14 protein-coding genes are annotated in these 13,023 nt (G+C 74.5%); 10 read left to right on the plus strand and 4 right to left on the minus strand.

What is annotated here, in order from left to right:
- Window positions 1-388: 388 nt before the first annotated feature.
- Complete coding sequence (locus GA0070213_RS21265; RefSeq protein ID WP_091067513.1) at window positions 389-1,981, minus strand: phytoene desaturase family protein; 1,593 nt, start codon at window positions 1,979-1,981, stop codon at window positions 389-391.
- A 71-nt stretch (window positions 1,982-2,052) separates the two neighbouring features.
- Here GA0070213_RS21265 and GA0070213_RS21270 point away from each other — a divergent pair, with 71 nt between their 5' ends.
- Window positions 2,053-3,489 carry an aldehyde dehydrogenase family protein gene (locus tag GA0070213_RS21270; RefSeq protein WP_091067517.1) on the plus strand — a complete coding sequence of 479 codons (1,437 nt, stop codon included), beginning with the start codon at window positions 2,053-2,055 and terminating at the stop codon, window positions 3,487-3,489.
- A gap of 60 nt (window positions 3,490-3,549) precedes the next feature.
- Here GA0070213_RS21270 and GA0070213_RS21275 read toward each other — a convergent pair whose 3' ends face one another.
- Window positions 3,550-3,954 (minus strand): ChaB family protein, encoded by a 405-nt coding sequence (locus tag GA0070213_RS21275; RefSeq protein ID WP_091067683.1) that lies wholly within the window; start codon window positions 3,952-3,954, stop codon window positions 3,550-3,552.
- 144 nt (window positions 3,955-4,098) lie between these two features.
- On the opposite strand from GA0070213_RS21275, the gene GA0070213_RS21280 reads away from it, so the two are divergent.
- From GA0070213_RS21280 to GA0070213_RS21300, 5 genes are all read left to right on the plus strand, one after another.
- On the plus strand, window positions 4,099-5,076 hold the full coding sequence (locus GA0070213_RS21280; protein ID WP_091067687.1) for a YihY/virulence factor BrkB family protein: 978 nt from the start codon (window positions 4,099-4,101) through the stop codon (window positions 5,074-5,076).
- A gap of 39 nt (window positions 5,077-5,115) precedes the next feature.
- Complete coding sequence (locus GA0070213_RS21285) at window positions 5,116-5,532, plus strand: DUF2795 domain-containing protein (RefSeq protein ID WP_091067520.1); 417 nt, start codon at window positions 5,116-5,118, stop codon at window positions 5,530-5,532.
- 55 nt (window positions 5,533-5,587) lie between these two features.
- Window positions 5,588-6,049, plus strand: coding sequence for an SRPBCC family protein (locus tag GA0070213_RS21290; protein ID WP_091067523.1), 462 nt, complete (start codon window positions 5,588-5,590; stop codon window positions 6,047-6,049).
- A gap of 48 nt (window positions 6,050-6,097) precedes the next feature.
- Window positions 6,098-6,361: a hypothetical protein gene (locus GA0070213_RS21295; protein ID WP_091067527.1), complete on the plus strand. Its 264-nt coding sequence runs from the start codon at window positions 6,098-6,100 to the stop codon at window positions 6,359-6,361.
- A gap of 161 nt (window positions 6,362-6,522) precedes the next feature.
- Window positions 6,523-6,735: a hypothetical protein gene (locus GA0070213_RS21300; protein ID WP_091067529.1), complete on the plus strand. Its 213-nt coding sequence runs from the start codon at window positions 6,523-6,525 to the stop codon at window positions 6,733-6,735.
- On the opposite strand, the gene GA0070213_RS21305 is transcribed toward GA0070213_RS21300, so the two are convergent.
- The gene (locus GA0070213_RS21305) at window positions 6,736-7,182 is read right to left on the minus strand and encodes a hypothetical protein (RefSeq protein WP_091067532.1); all 447 of its coding nucleotides are present in this window, start codon (window positions 7,180-7,182) and stop codon (window positions 6,736-6,738) included.
- Window positions 7,183-7,346: 164 nt separating this feature from the next.
- Here GA0070213_RS21305 and GA0070213_RS21310 point away from each other — a divergent pair, with 164 nt between their 5' ends.
- Window positions 7,347-7,709: a DUF6401 family natural product biosynthesis protein gene (locus tag GA0070213_RS21310; protein ID WP_091067535.1), complete on the plus strand. Its 363-nt coding sequence runs from the start codon at window positions 7,347-7,349 to the stop codon at window positions 7,707-7,709.
- A gap of 56 nt (window positions 7,710-7,765) precedes the next feature.
- Here the strand turns inward: GA0070213_RS21310 and GA0070213_RS21315 are convergent, their stop codons facing one another.
- A complete protein-coding gene (locus GA0070213_RS21315) occupies window positions 7,766-8,626 on the minus strand; it encodes a mechanosensitive ion channel family protein (RefSeq protein WP_091067540.1) in 861 nt (286 codons plus the stop codon).
- A 200-nt stretch (window positions 8,627-8,826) separates the two neighbouring features.
- On the opposite strand from GA0070213_RS21315, the gene GA0070213_RS21320 reads away from it, so the two are divergent.
- From GA0070213_RS21320 to GA0070213_RS21330, 3 genes are all read left to right on the plus strand, one after another.
- The gene (locus GA0070213_RS21320) at window positions 8,827-10,911 is read left to right on the plus strand and encodes an ATP-binding SpoIIE family protein phosphatase (RefSeq protein WP_091067542.1); all 2,085 of its coding nucleotides are present in this window, start codon (window positions 8,827-8,829) and stop codon (window positions 10,909-10,911) included.
- A gap of 40 nt (window positions 10,912-10,951) precedes the next feature.
- The gene (locus GA0070213_RS21325; protein ID WP_091067545.1) at window positions 10,952-11,629 is read left to right on the plus strand and encodes an HAD family hydrolase; all 678 of its coding nucleotides are present in this window, start codon (window positions 10,952-10,954) and stop codon (window positions 11,627-11,629) included.
- A gap of 101 nt (window positions 11,630-11,730) precedes the next feature.
- Window positions 11,731-13,017 carry a cation:proton antiporter gene (locus GA0070213_RS21330; RefSeq protein ID WP_091067548.1) on the plus strand — a complete coding sequence of 429 codons (1,287 nt, stop codon included), beginning with the start codon at window positions 11,731-11,733 and terminating at the stop codon, window positions 13,015-13,017.
- Window positions 13,018-13,023: the final 6 nt, after the last annotated feature.

Genomic DNA, 13,023 nt, shown 5'->3' on the forward strand with positions numbered 1-13,023 from the left:
CCGCGCCGCATGTCGCCCATGCCGGCCTTTGCTCTGCAGCCACCCGCGCAGCACCACCCTGAGCTGCGACAACGAAAATCGATCGCCGGCCGCCTCATCTCGTTCCCGACACGATGCGTTGCCGATGCGTATCTGGCTGCAGAGCAAAGGCAGCGACGGCATCTGCCGCCACCGGCCGCAGCGGTTACTCAAGGTGATCAGCACGCGACGAGTGCGAGGCGCGCGCGCCACCGACGCGCTGGGTGACAGCCGCGTCACGGACCGTCCGGGTACGCGCGCCGGCACCGACAGCCGTCCTCGGCGCCGGTCCGCCGAGCGGCCGAACACCGGGCGGCCATGCACCGGGCGGCCGAACCGGCCGAGCGCCGGTGGTGGGCCGGACCAGGCGTCAGCGGTAGACGGTGCGGTGGGCGGCGGCGATCGCCCGGGCGTACGTCTCGCCGGTGAGCGCCCGGTCACGGGCCAGCGCGGCGCGCGCGGCGTTCGCGCCCGGCGCGCCGTGCACCCCGCCGCCCGGGTGGGCCGAGGCGCTGGCCAGGTAGAGCCGGTCCACCGGGGTGTCCGCGCGCCCCAGGCCGGGGATCGGCCGCAGGAACAGCTGCTGGTAGGCCGCGGCGGTACCGCCGCCCAGCGCGCCGCCCACCAGGCTCGGCTCGGCGGCCTCCAGGTCGGCCGGCCCCGCCACGTGCCGCCCGACGACGGAGGCGCGGAAGCCCGGCGCGGCGGCCTCCAGGACCTCCTCCATCCGCTCCACGTGCCCGGCCACCTCCTCGGCCCGCCACTTCTCGCGGAACGGCAGATGGGTGTAGGACCAGAGCGACTCGGTGCCCGGCGGCGAGTGGCTCGGATCGGCGACCGTCATCTGCCCGACCAGGAGGAACGGGTCGCGTGGAACCTCGCCTCGGGCCAGCGCCGCGGCGTACGTGGTGAGCCCGTCCATGTCCGCGCCGAGGTGCACGGTGCCGGCCCCGGCCAGGGCGCGGTTCCGCCACGGCATCGGCGTCGACAGCGCCCAGTCGACCTTGAGCGTGGAACCGTCCCACTTGAAGTGCGCCAGATCCTCGACCAGCCGGGGCGGCAGCGCGGCGGCCCCGACCAGGTCCAGGTAGAGCGCCGGGGCGGGCACGTCGGCGAGCACCGCGCGGCGGGCCCGCCAGTCCGCGCCGTCGGCGGTCCGCACGCCCATGGCGCGCCCCCGGGCGGTGAGCACCCGCTCGACCCGGGCGTCGTACTCGATCCGGCCGCCGCGCTCGACCAGCCGGGCCACCAGGGCGTCGGTGATCCGCTGCGCGCCGCCCACCGGCACCGGCCAGCCGACCTGCTGGCCGAGCATGGCGAGCAGCCAGCCGTACACCCCGGAGCCGGCCTCCTCCGGGGACAGGTCGGTGTGCAGGGCGCAGCCGGCCAGCAACGCCGGGCCGCCCTCGCCGTCGAAGAGTTCGGCGCCGAGCTTGCGCACCGGCAACACCAACCGGCGGGCCAGCCGCAGCGCGCCCGCCACCCGCAGCCGGCGCAGCAGGCCCAGCCCGCCGCGCACCGGCGGGAACGGGCTGGTGATCGCGTCCAGCATCGGCTCGGCCACCTGGACCCAGTCCGCGTACGCGTGCCGCCAGCGCTCCCCGTCGCCCGGGGCGAACGCCTCCAGCGACGCGGCGGTGGCGTCGAGGTCGCGGTTGACCACCGCGGCGCGGCCGTCCGGCAGCAGGTGGGCCAGCACGTCGGGGGCGTTCGTCCAGGCCAGGCCGTGGCGTTCCAGGTGCAGCCCGCCCAGCACCGGAGAGGCGAAGCCGAGCGGATAGAAGGAGCTGTACAGGTCACTGAGATAGCCGGGCGCTGTCACGTGCGCGGAGCGCACCGCGCCGCCCGGCGCCTCGGTGGCCTCCAGCACGAGGACGTCCCAGCCCGCGTCGGCCAGCAGGTTCGCCGCCACCAACCCGTTGTGTCCGGCCCCGATGACGACGGCGTCGGCGGTGGAAATCATCCGATCCGCCTACCCCGCCGCTCACCGGGCGAAACGCGTTTGCCTCCCCCGAACCGGGGCAAGCACGGCGCATGTACACGGTTGCGCAGCTCATAGGTGGGGTGTGGGGCGCCGGGGGTGCGGGCGGCGAACTGGTCGTGCACGACCCGGCCGACGGGACGCCGGTGACCCGGGCGCCGGTCGCCACCGCGGACGAGGTGGCCAAGGCGGTGGGATCGGCCCGGGAGGCGGCGGCGCAGTGGGCGGCGACCGCCCCCGCCGAGCGGGCCGCCGCGTTGCACCGGGCGGCGGACGCGGTCGAGGCCGCCGCCGAGGAGCTGGCCCGGGCCACCACCGCGGAGATGGGCAAGCCGCTCGACGACGCCCGGGGCGGCGTGGCGGCGGGCGTCGGCACGCTGCGGCAGTACGCCGAGCTGGCCCCGGTGCGCGGTGGCCGCACGCTGCACGGCGGCCAGGCGGCACTGGACTTCATGGCACCCGAACCACGCGGCGTCGTCGCCGCGATCACCCCGTGGAACGACCCGGTGGCGGTCTCCTGCGGCCTGCTCGGCGCGGCCCTGGTGACCGGCAACGTGGTGCTGCACAAGCCGAGCGAGCGCGCCCCGGCCACCGGCTGGCTGCTGGCCCGGGCGCTGGACTCGGCCTTGCCGGCCGGCGTGCTGTCGCTGCTGACCGGCGGCGGCGAGGTGGGCGGGGCGCTCGCCGGCCAGGACGGGCTGGACGTGGTGGCCCACGTCGGCTCCACCGCCACCGGCCGGTCGATCGCCGCCGCCGGCGCCCGTACCGGCGCGAAGGTGCTGCTGGAGAACGGCGGCAGCGACCCGCTGGTGGTGGACGCCGACGTCGACCCGGCCTGGGCGGCCGAGCAGGCGGCGACCGGCTGCTTCGCCAACGCCGGGCAGATCTGCGTGGCGGTGGAACGCGTCTACGTGCACCGCGAGGTCGCCGGAGACTTCCTCGACGCGCTGGTGGCCCGCGCCGAGGCGCTCACCGTCGGCGCCGGCGTCGACCCGGGCACGCAACTCGGCCCGCTGGTCGACCGGCGGCACCGCGACCACGTGCACGGTCAGGTCACCGCCGCGGTGGCGCAGGGCGCCCGGGTACGCACCGGCGGCGCGCTGCCGGACGGGCCCGGCGCGTTCTACCCGGCCACCGTGGTGGAGGGCTGCCGCCACGAGATGGCGCTGGTCCGCGAGGAGACGTTCGGCCCGGTCGCGGCGGTGGTGGTGGTCGACTCGTTCGACGAGGGCCTGCGGTGCGCCGCCGACTCCCCCTACGGCCTGGCGGCCACCGTGCTGACCGGCTCGATGAGTCACGCCCAGCGGGCCTGGCGGGAACTGCCGGTCGGGACCGTCAAGGTCAACTCCGTGTTCGGCGGCGCGCCGGGCGGTGCCGCGCAGCCGCGCCGCGGCAGCGGCCAGGGCTTCGGGTACGGCCCGGAACTGCTCGACGAGTTCAGCACCGTCAAGGCGGTGCACCTGGAGGCGCCGGGCGGCGGCCACTGGTGAGCCGCACGGTCGAGCCCGGGACCACGGAGGTCCCGGGCTCGCCGTCGTACCGGTGGCGGGTCAGCGACCGCCGCGGGCCCTGCGGGTGGCGTTGTCGTTCGCCTTCTCGATCGCCTTCACCAGCTCCGGCTTGGTCATCCGGGACCGGCCCCGCACGTCCAGCTTCTTCGCCACCTCCAGGAGGTGGTCCTTGGTGGCGTTGGCGTCCACCCCGCCGGCGGTCTGCGCGCGCCGGGCCGGACCGCCGCCGGCGGCCTGCCTGTCGCTGGGGCCCTTGCGACCCTTCGCCTCCCAGTGGTCGCCGACCTTCTCGTACTCGTGCTTGACCGCGGCGAAGGCGACGCGGTGCGCGCGTTCCCCCTCGCCGTACGTCTCGACCGCCGAGTCGTGCGTCTTCTCCCAGGTGCGCTGCGCCTTGGCCGGCGAGCGCTTCAACGTGCTGGGCAACACCTCGCGCCCGGGCATCCCGTCCACCTCCGTCTCGATCGGGTGTCTCCCGTCCTTCCCGCCCGGTCCGGGGGCAAACCGGCGCGCGGTTTGTCGATTTCCGCCGCGGGGTACCGCCCGGCCACGCCCCGGTGGCGCACCGGGCGCGTGGAGGAGGCGGTCATGACGGCGACGACACCACCCGCGGTCGACGGTCGGGCCCGCCCCCGGTTCCCCCGGCGGATGCGCCAGCTCAACTGGCGCACCTGGCGGGGGGTGCTGGTGCGCAGCGGTCAGGGCTTCGTCAAGGACAACTGCGCCGACTGGGCCGCCGCGCTCACCTACTACGGGGTGCTGGCGCTCTTCCCGTCCACCATCGTGGTGGTCGCCCTGGTCGGTCTGGTCTCCGACGGCCCGCGCACGGTGGACACGGTGATCGACCTGGCCAAGGAGATCGGCGCCGGCTCGGTGGTCGGCAACGACGCGTTCGTCGGCGTGGTGCGCAACGTGGTCGAGCAGCAGGGCCCGGCGAAGGCGCTGCTGAGCTTCGGTCTGCTCGGCGCCCTCTGGTCGGCCTCCGGGTTCATCGGCGCGTTCACCCGGGCCTCCAACGCGATCTACGGGGTCGAGGAGGGGCGGCCGTTCTACCGCCTTCGCCCGTTGCAGATCGGGATGGCCGCGGTGACCCTGGTGCTGCTCGCGGTGGTCGCCACCGCGTTGATCGTCAGCGGGCCGGTCACCGACGCGGTGGGCGATCGACTCCACGCCGGCGGCCTGGCCCGGACCACCTGGTCGGTGGCGAAGTGGCCGGTCCTCGCGCTGGTCGCGATGACGCTGCTGTCGCTGCTGTTCTGGATCGCGCCGAACGTGCGGCAGCCGCGTTTCCGCTGGCTCACCCCGGGCGGCGCGCTGGCGCTGGTGGCCTGGGTGGCGGCGTCCTTCGGCTTCGGTCTCTACGTGGCCAACTTCGCGTCGTACGACGTCACCTACGGCAGCCTCGGCGCGGTCATCGCGTTCCTGGTCTGGCTCTACCTGTCCAACTGCGCGCTGATGCTCGGCGTGCAGGTCAACGCGGAGTTGCAGCGGGGTCGGGCGATGCAGGCCGGCGTCGAGGAGCCGGCGGAGCCGGTGCTGCCGCCCCGCGCCCCGGCGGACTCCTGACCCGGTTTACCGGCGGTTCCCCGGGGCATCTCCCCAGGCATGGAACGTGGCAGCAGCAAGCACTCGCCCAGGGTCGACGACCAGATGAGCAGCGAGGTCAGCGGCCTGGTCCAGGGCCCGGGCGCCGGTGGCTCCCGGGTCGACGAGTTCCGCCAGCCCGAGCCGGCCGGTGAGGACCAGCCCGAGGCCACCACGGCGCCGGCCGGCGAGCTGCGCACCGGTTCGCCGCAGGGGATGAGTTCGGAGGACGTGGAGGCGCGCAGCCGCCTCGGCCGGTTCATCACGATGACCGCCCTGCCCGGCGACCGGGACGCGCTGGTGGCCAACGCGCGGGAGAACGAGGCGCCGGCGGACATCGTCGCCGCTCTGGAGGGCCTGCCGGAGGGTGCCCGCTACCAGACGGTTTCCGAGGTGTGGGCCGCCCTCGGGCACCGGAACGAGACGACGCGCTGGTGAGCGGAGCGGCCCACGGTTCGCGGCAGCACACCGGCGGAACAGGAGGAACCCCGACATGAGCGGCGTCATGGAGCACGTGGACGTGGACGTCCCGATCCGGACCGCGTACGACCAGTGGACCCAGTTCGAGGAGTTCCCGCACTTCATGGAGGGCGTGCAGGAGGTTCGGCAGCTCTCCGACCGGATGACGCACTGGACCGTGGAGATCGCGGGCGTGAAGCGCGAGTTCGACGCGGAGATCACCGAGCAGATCCCGGACGAGCGGGTGGCCTGGCGTTCCACCGGAGGCACCGAGCAGGCCGGTGTGGTGACGTTCCACCGCCTCGACGAGGGGCACACCCGGGTCACCCTGCAGATGGAGTTCGAGCCGCACGGCGTGGTCGAACAGGCCGGCGACAAGCTGGGCGTGGTCGACCGCCGGGCCAAGGGCGACCTGGAGCGGTTCAAGCAGTTCATCGAGCGGCGCGGTCAGGAGACCGGCGCCTGGCGCGGTTCCGTCGACCGGCCGACCCCCTGAGCCTGCCCCCGGCCGTTTGCGATCATCCGGCCCGGGTACCGCAGGGGAATGACCGACAACGACAGCCACGTGTGGCGCGACGAGGACCGCACTCCCCTGCACGAGCTGGACCGGGCGATCGCCCGGTCGACCCTGGACGGCCAGGCGGACGACGTCACCGGCAACGACGCCGGCGAGGAGGCCGCGTTCGGCCACGGGCCGGAGGCGGTGGACCGGGGTGCCGGCCCGGAGGCCGAACGCCGGGAGATGACCGACGCGGACCGGGCGTACCGGCCGTCGACGACCGGCCGCACGGGGCCGGACAGCATGTGAGACACCCGGGTTCCGGGCACCGCGAGGTGCCCGGAACGTGACCCGGCGCATCAGCCGAGACGACAAAAAATGCGGTACGGCTGGGCGGGAAATCGGACAGCCCATCCAGAATCGGCCGAACGGCTGACGGCATACATCCGGTTGCGCGTAAGACTTTCGGGATGGATCAGGGTTCCTCTTTCCTCTCCACTCGTCAGCGCCGCCTCGCCTGGCTGGGCTTCCTGCTCGCCGCCGTCCAGGCCCCCGTGGCAGCGAAGTTCAGCGACGACAGCTCCTGGCTGTTCAGCGTGGTGGTGGCACTGATGGTGGCCACCGTGATCATCGCCGACGACGGCGCCCGGCGGCGCCCGGCCCAGGCCCGCTCCTCCGACTGATCACCGCTCGGCGGGGCGCGCCTCGTGCCCCGGCCGGCCCCGGCTGCGACGTCGCTCCTTCATCTCCGCCTCGTAGAGGTGCCGGCGGCCCCCGACCACCTCGTCGCGGGCCCGCCGGTCCATCTCCCGGAAGAGCGCGTAGTAGCCGTCGTCGAACTCCTCGACGAGCTGGAAGGTCCACCGCCCGGCGACGACGTTGCGGCCCAACAGGTCGCGGTCGATCCGCTCGGCGATCCCCGGGTGGCCGGCCGCGCGGAACAACTCCACCGCCTCGTCCAACGTCAGGTCGGCGTGGCCGATCAGCTGGTGCAGCTCGTAGAGGTGACCGCGGGCCCGCTCGACACACTCCAGGGCCTCGCCGAGCTTGCCCACCGCCTCGACCGTGGCGTCACTCACCCCGTCCGGGCGACGGTGCGCCCGGTCCGGCCCGTCGTCCTGTCGTGCCATCGTGTGCCTCCGCGGACTCGTCTGCGCCGTCTGCGTGGTTCCCTTCTGCCCCGCCGCGGGCGGCTCAATCCCGGCGACCGACGCCGCCGGCACGCCCGGACGATCCGGCCATCGTCCGGTCGGCCGAGGCCGCCCGGGTCCGCCCGGGTCTAGCCTCGGTCCTCATGCGCGTGCCGAACAACCGGGTCGCGACCCCGTCCGCAACGGTGGTCACGCGGTCGACCCTCACCACGCTCACCACCGCCGTCGGCACCGCCGGCCTCGCCGCCGCCGCGGCGAACCCCGGGCTGCTCGCCGCGGTCGACCAGCACGCCGCGGGGATCCGCGACAGCCTGCGCGGCGACCGCCGGCCGCTGACCGTGGCGGCCCTCGCGGGGTACGCCGAAGGCCTGCGCGACGCCGCGTCGGAGCACGGCTGGGCGCCCCCCACCGGCCCGGTCGACTGGGCGGCGGCGGACTGGCTGCTCACCCGACTGCTCGCGGTGTGCCTGCTGGCCCGCGCCCTCGACCCACGCCACCTGGCCTGAGACACGGCGCGGGGTGCCCGCGATCGCCCCGCGGACACCCCGTCACCCGTTCACCGTCAGCCGTTGGGCCGGCGGAACTGCTGCGTCTCGTCGCCCATCTCGCCCGAGCGGTAGGTGCCCGCACCGGACATCGACGACTGCGGCGTCGCCGGCGCGGGCTGTCCGCCCCGGTCGGCCATCCGCCGCTCGTAGTCGCCGCGGCCGACCTGCTGCGCCTGCCGCTGCTGCTGGAACGCCCGGGACTCCTCCGCGACCCGGTCCAGCCAGCCGTCCCAGCGGTTCTGCATCGGCTTGATCAGACCACCGCCGACACCGACGATCAGGATTCCCGCCACGGTGGCGAGGAACGCGATCAGCACCGGCGTGGTCACCGTGGTGGCGATGCCCACCTGGTTCAGCGCGGCGATGACACCGAGCGCCAGGATGAAGAAGGCCACCACGTCGGCCAGCACCCGGCCGTACGAGAGCCCGCCGAGCGCGCCGGACACCAACTGTCGGACAGCGTTGGCGATGGCGGCCGCGATCACCACGATGACGATCGCCACGAAGGCGCGTGGCAGCCAGGACACCACCCCACGGATCAGGTCGCTGATCGCGTTGGGTCCCCACACCCCGAAGGCGAACTGCAGGGTGAACAGCAGGACCGCGTAGTAGGCCAGTCTGGCCAGGATGTCGCTGGCGTCGTACTTGGTGCGTTCGAGGGCGCGTTTGATCCCGCCGCGTTCCACGGCGCGGTCGAACCCGACCCGTTCCAGTGCCGCGTCCACGATTTTGAGGACGGCTCGGGCGATGAGCCAACCCACCACGAGGATCGCGATGAACGCGATGGCCCTCGGTACGAAGAGCAGCACCGACCTCCAGAAGTCGGTCCAGGCCGCACTGATGTCGACCTGCCCGACCGCGAGGGTTTTCGGCATGATGTCCCTCCTGTCGCGTGAACTGCGCCGCCCGCATACCCGGTGCTTCCGGCAGCACGCGGACCGGACCGGGGGCAATTTCCCGACATGACCGATCGAATGGGCCCTGACCTGCCCTGATGTCCCCGCCTCCGGGCAGCGGGCCCGGTCACGGACGCATGATCGGAACCCGCCGGCCACGCTCCGGTTAGGCTGCGGTCATGCCAGGCACCGTCGGTCGGATTCCCACGCCGTCCGCCCCCACTCCGGGAGCGACCGCCCACCCGTGGGCCGGCACGCCGCTGGGCGACCCGCAGAGCTGGGACCCGGCGGTACGCGCGGTGGCGGACGTGGTGCTGTCCTCCCCCGTACCGATGGCCCTGCTCCTCGGCGACGACCTGACCCTGCTCTACAACGACGGCTACGCCGAACTGATCGGCGACCGGCACCCGGGCGCGCTGGGCCGCCCGGCGGCGGAGGTGTTCGCCGAGGTGTGGCGGGAGGCCGGCGCGGGCGAGGCGCTGGAGCGGGTCTACCGGCTGGGCGAGCCCTTCCTGGAGCGGGAGGCGGTGCTGCCGGCCGACCGGCAGGCCGAGCCGGCGGTGTTCACCCGCGGCCACTCCCCGGTGCGCGACTCCACCGGCCGCATCGTCGGCGTGCTCACCGTCTCCGCGCAGACCACCCAGCTGACCCGGCAGTTGCAGAGCCTGAGTGACTTCGCCGCGGCGCTCTCCGGCACCCTCACCCTGGACGACGTGGCCCGGGTGACCCTGCGCTACTGCCTGCACTCGTTCGACGCCGACCGGGTCTCGTTCGTGGTGGACGAGGGGACGGCGTGGCGGCTGGTCCGCCGGATCCGCGGCGAGTTGCTGGACGAGGCCGACGAGCGGCTGCCACCGCTGTGGCGCCGGATGGCCGCCGACGTGGCGCTGCCGGCGGTGGTGACCGCCCGCAGCGGCGTACCCTCGTTCGTCGCCGACGGGCAGCCGCTGCGCGAGGTCGCGGCGGACCGGCACGACGAGAAGATCCGCGCGCTGGCCGCGTTACCGCTGCGCTCGACCGTCGTGCGGGGCTCGCTCACCGTCGGCTACCAGTCGCCGCGTCCCTGGTCACCGGCGGAACGGGCGTTGCTCGCCGCGTCCGCCGAGCTGATCGGCCAGGCCGCCGAGCGGGCCCGCCGGTTCGAGACCCAGCACGGCACCGCCCAGTTGCTGCAACGCAGCATGCTGCCGGAGCGGCTGCCGGACCTGCCCCGATTGCGCATCGCCGCCCGCTACGACCCGGGCGTCGACGGCAACGCCGCCGGTGGCGACTTCTACGACGCGTTCCTGCTGCCCACCGGTGCGCTCGGCGTGGTGCTCGGCGACGTGGCCGGCCACGACGTACAGGCCGCCGCCCGGATGGGCCAGGTCCGCGCCGCGCTGCGCGCGCTCGCCCTGTCCGACCCCCGGCCGGACGCGGTGCTCGGTGGCCTGGACCGGCTGGTGGCCAGCCTCGGCACCGAGGGCGGCACGCACGAGCTGTTCGTCACCGTGGTGTTCGGCGTGGTCGACGTCGACCGGGAGCTGGTCACGCTGGCCAGCGCCGGCCATCCCGCGCCGCTGATCCGGCGCGGCCGGGCCGGTGACGGCGCGGCCGCGGAGTTCGTCGACGTGCCGCCCGGCCCTCCGCTGGGCCTCGGCGGCCGGCAGCGCACGGTCACCGTGCCGTTCCGCCCCGGCGACACGCTGCTGCTCTACAGCGACGGCGTGGTGGAGCGGCGCTGGCAGGACCTGGCCGCCGGGCTGGCCGGGCTGGGCGCGGCGGTGAGCGCCGCGAGCGGCGGCGATCCCCGGGCGCTGTGTGCGGTCGCGACCGCCGCCGTGCCGGGTGCCACCGAGGACGACGTGGCCGTGCTGGCGGTGGAGCACGCGGTCCGGCCCAGCCGGTCGGCCGGCATGGAGGTGCCGGCCGAGCCGACCGCGCCGAGCCGGGTCCGGCACTGGATGACCGCCCAGCTCACCGAGTGGCAGGTGCCCGACGCGGTGGTCGGCGCCGCGGTGCTCTGCACCAGCGAGCTGACCACCAACGCCCTGCTGCACGCCGGCACCGCCGCCCGGGTCGAGGTGGACCTGAGCGCCGAGCGGCTGCTCGTCTCGGTCGCCGACTCGGGCACCCGGGGGCAGGTCACCCGGGCCCAGACCGACACGCTGAGCAGCCGGGGCCGGGGGCTCGGCCTGATCGAGGAGCTCAGCGACGCCTGGGGCACCGATCCGACGGTACGTGGCTCGACGGTCTGGTTCGAGATCCTCATTCCCGCCGGGTGAGCCGGGAGTCGGCGGCGGCCGACCAGGGTAGGAGGCAGCCATGGCCGACGACACGCGACACGGCGTCCTCTTCGACGTGGACGGCACCCTGGTCGACTCCACCTACCTGCACACGGTGGCCTGGTGGGAGGCGCTGCGCCAGGGCGACCACCGGGTGCCGATGGCGCGGATCCACCGGTCCATCGGCATGGGGTCGGACAAGCTCCTGGACCACCTGCTCGGCGCCGAGCGGGACACCGACGCCGACGGGCGCCTGCGGGACGCCCACGACGCCCTCTACGCCGAGTACTGGGAGCGGCTCGCCCCGCTGCCCCGCGCCCGGGAACTGCTGTACGCCTGCGCGGAGCGCGGCCTGCGGGTGGTGCTGGCCACCTCGGCGGCCGAGCACGAGGTGACCGCGCTGCGGGCCGTGCTGGACGCCGACGACGTGATCGACACCGTCACCTCCTCCGCCGACGCGCAGGAGAGCAAGCCCGCGCCGGACATCCTGGCCGCCGCGCTGGAGCAGTCGGGCCTGGCCGCCGAGCGGGTGGTCTTCGTCGGCGACTCGGTCTGGGACGTGGCCGCCGCCGGCAAGCTGGACATCCCGTGCATCGGGCTGACCTGCGGCGGCACCGGCCGGGCCGAGTTGGCGGGCGCCGGCGCGGTGGCGGTGTACGAGGACCCGGCCGAGCTGCTGGACGCCCTGTCGGAGAGCGCGATCGGCGCCCTCGGCTGAGTAGCCGGTCAACCTGGCTGCGTCGAAAGGCTTAGTCGGCACCGGTTCGGGGCACTGCTGAGCACCTCCGCCCGGCCGACGGGCGGCGGAAGGGTGGGGTCGTGGAACCGGTCGATGTCGCGTTCGCTCTGTTGGGCGTCGGTGCGCTGCTGGCGGGAATCCTGCCCCGGGTGCTGGAGAAGCGGCCGCTGTCCATGCCGATCGCGTTCCTCGGTCTCGGCATGCTGGTCTTCGCGCTGCCGACCGGCCTGCCGACGCCGGATCCGCTGCGCTCGCCGGAGCTGACCACCCACCTCACCGAGGTCGGGGTGATCGTGGCCCTGATGGGCGCCGGGCTGAAGATCGACCGGCCGTTGAGCTGGGCCCGCTGGTCGTCCACCTGGCGGCTGCTGGCCATCGCCATGCCGCTGTGCATCGCCGCGGTGGCGCTGCTCGGCTGGTGGTGGGCCGGTCTGGTGCCGGCGGCGGCGTTGCTGCTGGGCGCCGCGCTCGCCCCGACCGACCCGGTGCTCGCCTCCGACGTGCAGGTGGGCGAGCCGACCGACGCGGAGGACTCGGAGGACGAGGTCCGCTTCGCGCTCACCTCGGAGGCCGGCCTGAACGACGGGCTGGCCTTCCCGTTCGTCTACGCCGCCATCGCCATCGCCAGCACCAGCCTCGCCCCGTCGGACTGGCTCGGCGAGTGGCTGGCCGTCGACGTGGTCTACAAGCTCGCCGCCGGCGTGGGCGGCGGCCTGCTCGTCGGCTGGCTGCTCGGCAAGCTGTTCTTCCGGGCGCCGAGCGCGCTGCGGCTGGCCAAGCACTCCGAGGGCTTCCTCGCGCTGGCCGCGACGTTCCTCGCGTACGGGCTGGTCGAGGTGATCGGCGGGTACGGCTTCCTGGCCGTCTTCGTGGCCGCCCGGGCGATCCGGGCCGCCGAGCGCACCCACGAGTTCCACTCCGTGCTGCACGACTTCGCCGAGCAGGTGGAGCGCCTGCTCACCGTGCTGCTGCTGCTGTTGTTCGGCGGTGCGGTGATCGGCGGCCTGTTGGTGCCGCTGACCTGGCCGGCGGCGCTGGTCGGCCTGGCGCTGGTGCTGGTGATCCGGCCGCTGGTCGGCTGGCTGTCGCTGCGCGGCGCCCCGGGCCGCGCGTCCGAGCACTGGGTGATCTCGTTGTTCGGCATCCGCGGCGTCGGGTCGTTCTACTACCTCGCCTACGCCACCAGCAAGACCGACTTCCCGCAGGCCGAGCTGCTGTGGGCCACCGTCGGCCTGGTGGTGGTGGTCTCGGTGGTGGCGCACGGGATCGCCGCGACCCCGATCATGCAGCTGCTGGACCGGGCCGGCGAACGCACCCGGGACAGCTCGGAGCGGGGCCGGGCGGAACAGCCGGTCCCGGCCGGCTGACCCGGC

This window comes from Micromonospora humi, assembly GCF_900090105.1.
GTDB lineage: Bacteria > Actinomycetota > Actinomycetes > Mycobacteriales > Micromonosporaceae > Micromonospora > Micromonospora humi.

What these genes read in the sequence shown, in the direction of transcription:
- GA0070213_RS21265 (WP_091067513.1), bottom strand. Translation starts at nt 1,981, where the DNA reads ATGATTTCCACCGCCGACGCCGTCGTCATCGGGGCCGGACACAACGGG.
- GA0070213_RS21270 (WP_091067517.1), top strand. Translation starts at nt 2,053, where the DNA reads ATGTACACGGTTGCGCAGCTCATAGGTGGGGTGTGGGGCGCCGGGGGT.
- GA0070213_RS21275 (WP_091067683.1), bottom strand. Translation starts at nt 3,954, where the DNA reads ATGCCCGGGCGCGAGGTGTTGCCCAGCACGTTGAAGCGCTCGCCGGCC.
- GA0070213_RS21280 (WP_091067687.1), top strand. Translation starts at nt 4,099, where the DNA reads ATGACGGCGACGACACCACCCGCGGTCGACGGTCGGGCCCGCCCCCGG.
- GA0070213_RS21285 (WP_091067520.1), top strand. Translation starts at nt 5,116, where the DNA reads ATGGAACGTGGCAGCAGCAAGCACTCGCCCAGGGTCGACGACCAGATG.
- GA0070213_RS21290 (WP_091067523.1), top strand. Translation starts at nt 5,588, where the DNA reads ATGAGCGGCGTCATGGAGCACGTGGACGTGGACGTCCCGATCCGGACC.
- GA0070213_RS21295 (WP_091067527.1), top strand. Translation starts at nt 6,098, where the DNA reads ATGACCGACAACGACAGCCACGTGTGGCGCGACGAGGACCGCACTCCC.
- GA0070213_RS21300 (WP_091067529.1), top strand. Translation starts at nt 6,523, where the DNA reads ATGGATCAGGGTTCCTCTTTCCTCTCCACTCGTCAGCGCCGCCTCGCC.
- GA0070213_RS21305 (WP_091067532.1), bottom strand. Translation starts at nt 7,182, where the DNA reads ATGGCACGACAGGACGACGGGCCGGACCGGGCGCACCGTCGCCCGGAC.
- GA0070213_RS21310 (WP_091067535.1), top strand. Translation starts at nt 7,347, where the DNA reads ATGCGCGTGCCGAACAACCGGGTCGCGACCCCGTCCGCAACGGTGGTC.
- GA0070213_RS21315 (WP_091067540.1), bottom strand. Translation starts at nt 8,626, where the DNA reads ATGCCGAAAACCCTCGCGGTCGGGCAGGTCGACATCAGTGCGGCCTGG.
- GA0070213_RS21320 (WP_091067542.1), top strand. Translation starts at nt 8,827, where the DNA reads ATGCCAGGCACCGTCGGTCGGATTCCCACGCCGTCCGCCCCCACTCCG.
- GA0070213_RS21325 (WP_091067545.1), top strand. Translation starts at nt 10,952, where the DNA reads ATGGCCGACGACACGCGACACGGCGTCCTCTTCGACGTGGACGGCACC.